This is a genomic window from Maribacter polysiphoniae, from assembly GCF_003148665.1.
GTDB classification, from domain to species: domain Bacteria; phylum Bacteroidota; class Bacteroidia; order Flavobacteriales; family Flavobacteriaceae; genus Maribacter_A; species Maribacter_A polysiphoniae.
This window is the reverse complement of record NZ_QGGQ01000025.1, coordinates 1-7,118: the sequence shown is the minus strand read 5'-3', so window position 1 is coordinate 7,118 and position 7,118 is coordinate 1. Positions and strand designations below refer to the sequence as shown.

6 protein-coding genes are annotated in these 7,118 nt (G+C 36.3%); 2 read left to right on the top strand and 4 right to left on the bottom strand.

Translation table 11 applies throughout. From position 1 onward, the window contains the following. Positions 1–104 precede the first annotated feature (104 nt). The 3 genes from LX92_RS22110 to LX92_RS22100 form a co-directional block, all read right to left on the bottom strand. Entirely contained in the window at positions 105–644 is a 540-nt protein-coding gene (locus LX92_RS22110) for a DUF4303 domain-containing protein (protein ID WP_109655218.1), read from the bottom strand. A gap of 297 nt (positions 645–941) precedes the next feature. Continuing rightward, entirely contained in the window at positions 942–2,126 is a 1,185-nt protein-coding gene (locus LX92_RS22105) for a serine hydrolase domain-containing protein (RefSeq protein WP_109655216.1), read from the bottom strand. A 242-nt stretch (positions 2,127–2,368) separates the two neighbouring features. Further along, a complete protein-coding gene (locus tag LX92_RS22100; protein ID WP_146197909.1) occupies positions 2,369–2,686 on the bottom strand; it encodes a hypothetical protein in 318 nt (105 codons plus the stop codon). Positions 2,687–2,944: 258 nt separating this feature from the next. On the opposite strand from LX92_RS22100, the gene LX92_RS22095 reads away from it, so the two are divergent. Continuing rightward, positions 2,945–4,279, top strand: a complete 1,335-nt coding sequence (locus tag LX92_RS22095) for a tyrosine-type recombinase/integrase (protein ID WP_109655212.1) — start codon at positions 2,945–2,947, stop codon at positions 4,277–4,279. 1,539 nt (positions 4,280–5,818) lie between these two features. Here the strand turns inward: LX92_RS22095 and LX92_RS22090 are convergent. After that, positions 5,819–6,214 carry a helix-turn-helix domain-containing protein gene (locus LX92_RS22090; RefSeq protein ID WP_109655210.1) on the bottom strand — a complete coding sequence of 132 codons (396 nt, stop codon included), beginning with the start codon at positions 6,212–6,214 and terminating at the stop codon, positions 5,819–5,821. Between the two features lie 126 nt (positions 6,215–6,340). Here LX92_RS22090 and LX92_RS22085 point away from each other — a divergent pair. Then, positions 6,341–7,118 (top strand): hypothetical protein (locus LX92_RS22085; RefSeq protein ID WP_146197908.1); only part of this gene is annotated, 778 nt, incomplete at its 3' end.

The window sequence follows — 7,118 nt, the reverse complement described above, 5'->3', positions numbered from 1 at the left end:
TTGGGGAGAGGATACCACTGGTCTTAAACGCCAATTCCTTTGGGGCTAGCCCCAAAGGAATTGGAACAACGGACAGAGTTTAATTTACAGACCCTTACCAGTTTTTATTCGTATTCGTAATTCATATAATCTTGATAACGTTTTCCATATTTTTTATCATTAAGACGTTTTGTCCATTTTATTAAATTTTCTTTAGGCTCGTCTGTATCTGAAATATTAAACTGAACCAACAGGTTTTTTCCCAATTCTTTTTGAAAGAAACCTTCAGTACGCAGTTTCTCCAATACTTGAACGCAAGTTTCGAATAAAGTGTTTCTAAAATTTTCAAAGTCTAATTCTTCTTTATCGGTTTCTACTGAAAGAGTTTTGCATATGTCATTGAATTCAGGGTTGGCTCCATCAGAAGTAAACCATTCAACTGGTTCAAATTCATAAAAATCCTTGTATTGAGGGTTTTGGGATTGCATTTTCTCTAAATGACTTTTAGTATTTGTAAAAGGGACTACAGTCATTGCTCCATCATCACTTATTAAGGAAAAAGAGCAAATATCAGAACCATATTTTTGAATATTTTCTTTAAAACTTTTTTTAACAGCAAATTCAATTTTGCTTTTCAATTCTTCGAAATTAAAATCAGTATTCATAGTTCTTTTTAATTGGTTGCAACGTCCACGGTGTATGGCGTAGTGAGGCGCGCCTTACGGATAGCCATAATTGCGTCTCATTCGCTATACACGCTAATGTGTGTAGTTCTCGTGGACTCGAATAAATATACAATAATATGGCGAGGTGCAATTAACGGTTTTGTGTATGGTTAGTGGTGTGTTTAAGTAACTGATTTAGCAAATACGAAATTAACTGGAAAATCCGCGAGCCCCGACGCTTCGGGGTTCGTAAGTAAGCTAGAACCAGCAATAAATCATACAGGTTGTTATACCCATTTATTTGTTCTTAAGTGTCGGGATTATTCTGTCTTGTAAAACTCTCCAAGTCGACTTTTCAGGCTCATCATTTATATTCCAGCCGTTAAAGACGATTATTAAATTGTATTCTGGTGCTATCATTAAATATTGTCCGCCATATCCATTTCCTGCATAAATACTCGTTTTGCCATCAAAAGTATATTCAGGAATCCACCATTGATAACCATATCCCATATTACTTCGCCATTCAGGTTTTACGTCTTTGATTTGAGGGCTCGTGGATGTTGTTACCCAACTTTCAGATACAATTTGATTGTCATTCCATTTCCCATTGTTCAAAAACAAGGAACCAATTTTAGCCAAGTCTTCTGCCTTAAGATATAGACCTCCTTCTGTATCAATTTCCCCATCAGGTGTTTCTTTCCAATAGTAATCTGTAATGCCGAGTGGCTTAAATAATTTTTCTTCTGCCCAATCGTCAATTCGTTTGCCTGTAATGGTTCTAACGATTTTACCTAAAAGAACGGTTCCTCCACCATTATAGACGAATCTTGTTCCTGGTATGGTATCCATAGGTTTGCTCAACACATATGCTATCCAGTTGTCACTTGATTCCAGTAAAAAACTATCATTTGTATTGTCATTATGATCAGTCTCTTCATTCCATTGTAATCCACTTCTCATTGTCAATAAATCTTCAATAGATATATTTTGCTTCCGTTTATCTAAAAAGTCAATATCATAACCAGTCAACAAAGGCATTGCTTTATTGCTAACATTATAATCCCCATTCAAATCCAACGCAATACCCAAAAGGATTGAGGTGATACTTTTGGTTACAGATTGAAGGGTGTGCAATTCACTTTTCTTGTAGTAAGGATGCCAATCCGTATTATTGAAATTGTATTGATGATTGGTTGTGTCATATTTTTGAACAATGGTTTCGTAGTCCTGTTCATATTTATAATCAGCCAATAACTCGTCATTCTGTATGACCATAAAGCGGTCAATTAATCCATAATCTCCATCATTTATTTCTGAATTAATAGAATCAATCACGGCGGAAAGGACATTTTGGGAAGTTACCCTTTGAGTGTTTTTAATAGACTCTTTATCTTTATTTTTTGAGTTACAACCAATTGACGCAACTATAAATAAAATTAAAAATGTTAGCGTTTCAATTTTATTTATAGTTGTTCTCATAATTTTTGTCCTAATTGGTTATAGCGTTCACGGTGTATGGCATAGTGGGGGGCGCCTCACGGATAGCCATAATTGCGTCTCATTAGCGATACACGCTGATGTGTATAGTTCTCGTGGACTCGAATAAATATACAATAATATGGCGAGGTGCAATTAACAGTGGACGATGGTATGAAATTAGTAGAAGGGAGGCGTTTGCGAAACGCGATTCTACGTGCCGTAGGCAATTACATGCCATCGGTTTAGCTATGAACAGTACGGGAGCAAACTAGCGTTTGCTTTCCACCACGCACAGAGCAAAATCTTTTTGATTTATAACGGTTGACCCCAGCTTTAATAGGAGTTTGTCTTACGAGTTTTTGGGTATGGGGGTCTCGATAAGAAAAATAGACATACCATTCCCTTAAAAGGGCTTCCTTTTGTTGTCTACGGGTTAGTTTGGACCAACCTTTGATATTGACCCCTCCCGTGTAGAATTTAGGCTCGGAATAGTTCAGTTTCATGGTCAAAGCGTATACGTTATCGTATACGCTAGGTAGAAGTAAGGAAATAGAAGACATAAAAAACGGCTTGTGTGTACACAAACCGTTGATTCTGTTGACCTAAACCTTAGTAGCGGGGACTGGACTCGAACCAGCGACCTTCGGGTTATGAGCCTGAAAATCAATATAATTAAAATTACGCAAAACCCCTTATAATCAACTGTTTAATAGAGGTTTAATATTTTTTTAATTCAATAAAAATCAATTAATATCAAATTATTCTGTACTTATTCTGTACTAGTTTTTAGTATCTTTAATGTATTCAAATAAAGAGTTATGGCAAGTATCAAGATTGTATTGCGCAAGAATATGATGAAAAAGGATGGCACTATTCCATTGGCGCTTCGAATAAGCGAAAACTATAAAACGAATTACAAGTGGCTTGGTCAATACGTTTTTGAAAAAGATTGGGATAAAGTTTCAGGAAAAGCAAAAGGGTCCCATCCTAATCACAAAAAATTGAATAACTTTTTAATGAAAAAGTTGACCGAGGCCAATGACCTATACTTTGATTCTAAAGAAAAAAGTATCACACCAAAACAAATTAAATATAAATTAAAGGGGCCTGGAGGCTCTAAATCTTTCTTTACTGTAGCAGCTGAACGCGTTAAAAGTAAATATGATCGTGGTACTTTTTCAGTAGCCAAATCAGAACTTTCCATATTGTATAATATCGAAGAGTTTCTTTCTTTAAAATCTTCCTCACGTAAAAATGATATCATTGAAGCAATAAGAAAAAGAAGGAACGAAAGGATTAGTAAAGCACGGAGGTCAGAATTCTCATTTGTTGATGGGATTAACCATTTTAAGAAGAACAAGTCGCTAAAGTTTCGCGATATAGATGAATCATTTTTAAAACGGTATAAAACTTTTTGCTCTGTTTATCTGAATCAAAAAACTCGCACGATTTCAAATCAACTTATTTTTATTAGAACCCTTTTCAATATTGCAATCAAAGAAGGAATAGTAGATTCAAAATTTTATCCCTTTTCAGGTGAAAGAGAAAGGATACAACTTGGTTCGGGTAATAAAATTGGCCTTACTACTAAAGAGCTGGAAAAAATAGAATCCCTTCAATTTGAGCCCCAATCGTCAATCTGGCATACACATAACGTTTGGTTGATTTCTTTCTACTTTGCGGGTATGCGTATTTCCGATGTGGTTAAATTAAGATGGGCCGATTTCAAGGATAACCGCCTTTATTACATTATGAACAAGAATGAAAAACCCTTGAGTCTCAAAATTCCAGATAAAGCTAGCGTCATATTGAACTTTTATAAAGAGGCCCAGAGAGAAAATAAAGGATATGTATTTCCATTTTTAAAAGATGCGGACCCTAAAAAAGATGTGGAAATTTTTAGGAAAACCAGAAATGCAACAACATTGTTTAATAAATATTTGAAACGTATTGCTAGTCTATGTGGAATTGATAAGAATTTGTCTAATCACATAGCACGCCACAGTTTTGGAAATATAGCAGGGGACAAGATACACCCATTGATGTTGCAAAAGCTATATCGACATAGTGATTTGAAAACGACGCTCAATTATCAAGCTAATTTCATCCATAAAGATGCCGATGATGCGTTGGATAGCGTTATTAATTTTTAATTGTCAACATATTAGCAGTTGAATAAACACGAAACTTTCCCTAATCAACATTTCTTGTTTTTATACTTAACTACAAACCACAGAATGTAAGCTTTTCCAAACTAGAACTGCTTAGTTTTATAAAGCATCATTAAAGTCAACCTTGATACTTAATGGGTTTATCAAAGGGTTTTTTATGCAAAAACGGGTACTATCTATTTAGATTCTTGATGAAGGAATACAAGTGTCCTTTACCTTCTATTCCCATTTTGAATTTAATTTGATATTGAGAAACCAAACAAACTCCGCCCATTGACCTTCATTTTATTTCGGTCAAAGCGCATCGTTTAAAGGTCTTGAACACCATCGATTTTAAGAAAAATAAAATCAATGGAGTTCGCTTTTGATTTTAGAAGGATTTACCATTCCAATTTTTCGAACAAAAAAACTAAATGGGACCAAAATCTATCAAATTATATGTACGTATTTAGTGGTGGGATAATTAAGTGTTTTTATGCGTTTTCTTGTAATTAATGTTATGATAACAATAAGTTGCATTACATGACGGTAAACGTGGCTCCAACGGGTCTTAAAATGCAAAATAAGACTATGTTCGAAGTAATTTCAAAGGCTGTGAATTATTTGAAAATCATTTTTTAAATTTAAAAAAAAGAACCGGCGGCCGTTTATTGTTTTATATGTTTATTAATGTTTATAATAGATACTACTGCTTGTCCACTACTTGTCCTCTCATGGGACGGTTGTGTACCAGTACTTGTCCGATTATGGGACGGTGGGACAGCATAAGTACTAATATTGATTTTATGTTGAGGGGTTGTAAATTATGATAATTGACCTTAAATTAAATTGGTGTTTCATGTTACATTCGTGACCTTTTTTCCGATACCAAAGAAAACCAATTTGTTCTTAGACGGATTGCATAACCAGGCTCGTTTCTCGCTCTTTTTATAAATCCTTACTAAGCTCAAATCAGTTGTGAGAATAGATATCGAAAAGGCTAGGGTTAAGGGCAAGGAAAAATAAAATTAATGGTTCTTGGATGCGGGTTTTTGAATGGATCGGTTCGAGGAGATTAATGAGGAATTAGCACCCTTGAATTTGGCGGATAAGGAGCCATCAATTAGGACTCTGGACATAATGCTAATTTTTTCGTTATGAAGTTAATTAAGTCGATGGAGATGGTTACTCAGTTTTTCTAAATACTTAACCAGCTGACAGGGTCTTTACCTTGATAGATTTTGTTTACAATCGACAAAGTGAATGTTAGTACATATGAATTTAACCGGAGGCTTTGGGCTACCGTTTTTAGGAGCGAAGTGGATAAAAAGGGAGAAGCAAGAGGGTAACACGCTAAAGCGATGTTACTTATTTTAAGTAATTGATACTCAATTACTTGCGTGTGTTTCAATATTGCACTCCGCATCACATTTACTGTAAAAACGCTGGGAAGCCAATAAATAGGGGAAAATTTACTGTAAATCGAATAAAAAAACTGGTTTTCGGTAATTGTAAGGCTACAAAATCATAGAAGTACATTATCTATTTTTCTTTCATCAGCTTTTCAAGATAAGCGATTTTTTCCTGTTCTGATTTCAGCAAACGTTCGTACAACTCTATCACTTTATCTAAAGGATTGAAATTGGGTTGGACGTTGATAGCATTAATTGTAGAATTATCATTACTCGTAAATGTATTAGAAATAATATTCAGAATATTTTCATCAGAAAAATTCTCTATTCCTTCCTTGGTCACACCAAGTACTTTTGCGATCTGGTTCAATTTATCGTCCTCGATATGCTCGGACTGTTCAATCTTGGAAACCGCCTGTTGACTGATTCCCAATTCTTCCGCCAGGGTTTCCTGCTTCATCCCTCGAAGCTCCCTGATACGACCTATCTTTCTACCAATATGGTTCGGTTTCGCTGCTGTTTCCATATATCAAATATATGATTTTTCATACAATCTTTATCGGGTAAAGAACAATTAACATAGGGTAAAATACAAACGGTGATGGTTCGGTACTTGGCAGCTTTGCTGTTTATTTATCTAAAACAGGACATCATGGAAACAGGAACAACCATAAAATTCCCATTTCGGGACGAACTTATAAAACTGATACAAATGGAACTGCCCCTGCATTCGGTATACGTGATCGGTATGGAGACCACAAAAAAGAGACAAAAGGTTTTCCTATACCCATTACCGGTCATGCCACAGGAGACCGTGACCTATACGCTCTTGGTTGTCGGACATAGGTCCCCGGCAAAAAACCTGGGGGATTTCATGGGGAGCCTATATGGTAAAATGAAAGGACGCTGTAGGGTATATGTCATTTTCCGTACCCTTTCCAATGTCCTTAAAAGGTTGGACATCGGGGATAATTTTCTGAACCGTATCGTTTCTGGGACACCCTGCATCTTTAAGGAGAACAATCTGGTAACCGAGTCCTGTCCTGTTGGGATGTGTCTGCATAGCACCTATTATGAACGAATCCGGGAAAGTTGGATCGACCGAATGGAAAGGGCGGAGTATCTTCTTTCGGTCGTTGGCATCATCGGGGAAAGGGAGGACACCGCTTCCAAAATGGCCGTAATGCACTTTGCCATGGAACAGGTATGCCTTGGACTGTTGCGCATTTTTTGGGAATATGTCCCGAACCATTATTCCCTGTCCTATCTGTTCCATTTATGTGGTCACTTTACCGGGTTGCCGCAAAGGATATTTCCCCGCGGGACATACGGCCTGCAGCGCCAGTTCTATATGCTGTGCAATGCGCACCATATCATGCGCTTCAAGGGGGCGATCCAATTTTCACCAGATGATTCGGACAGGGTTTTTC

Bases quoted from the DNA above. Each gene is read 5' to 3' on its own strand.
- LX92_RS22095 (WP_109655212.1), top strand. From the start codon at position 2,945: ATGGCAAGTATCAAGATTGTATTGCGCAAGAATATGATGAAAAAGGAT.
- LX92_RS22090 (WP_109655210.1), bottom strand. From the start codon at position 6,214: ATGGAAACAGCAGCGAAACCGAACCATATTGGTAGAAAGATAGGTCGT.
- LX92_RS22110 (WP_109655218.1), bottom strand. From the start codon at position 644: ATGAATACTGATTTTAATTTCGAAGAATTGAAAAGCAAAATTGAATTT.
- LX92_RS22105 (WP_109655216.1), bottom strand. From the start codon at position 2,126: ATGAGAACAACTATAAATAAAATTGAAACGCTAACATTTTTAATTTTA.
- LX92_RS22100 (WP_146197909.1), bottom strand. From the start codon at position 2,686: ATGTCTTCTATTTCCTTACTTCTACCTAGCGTATACGATAACGTATAC.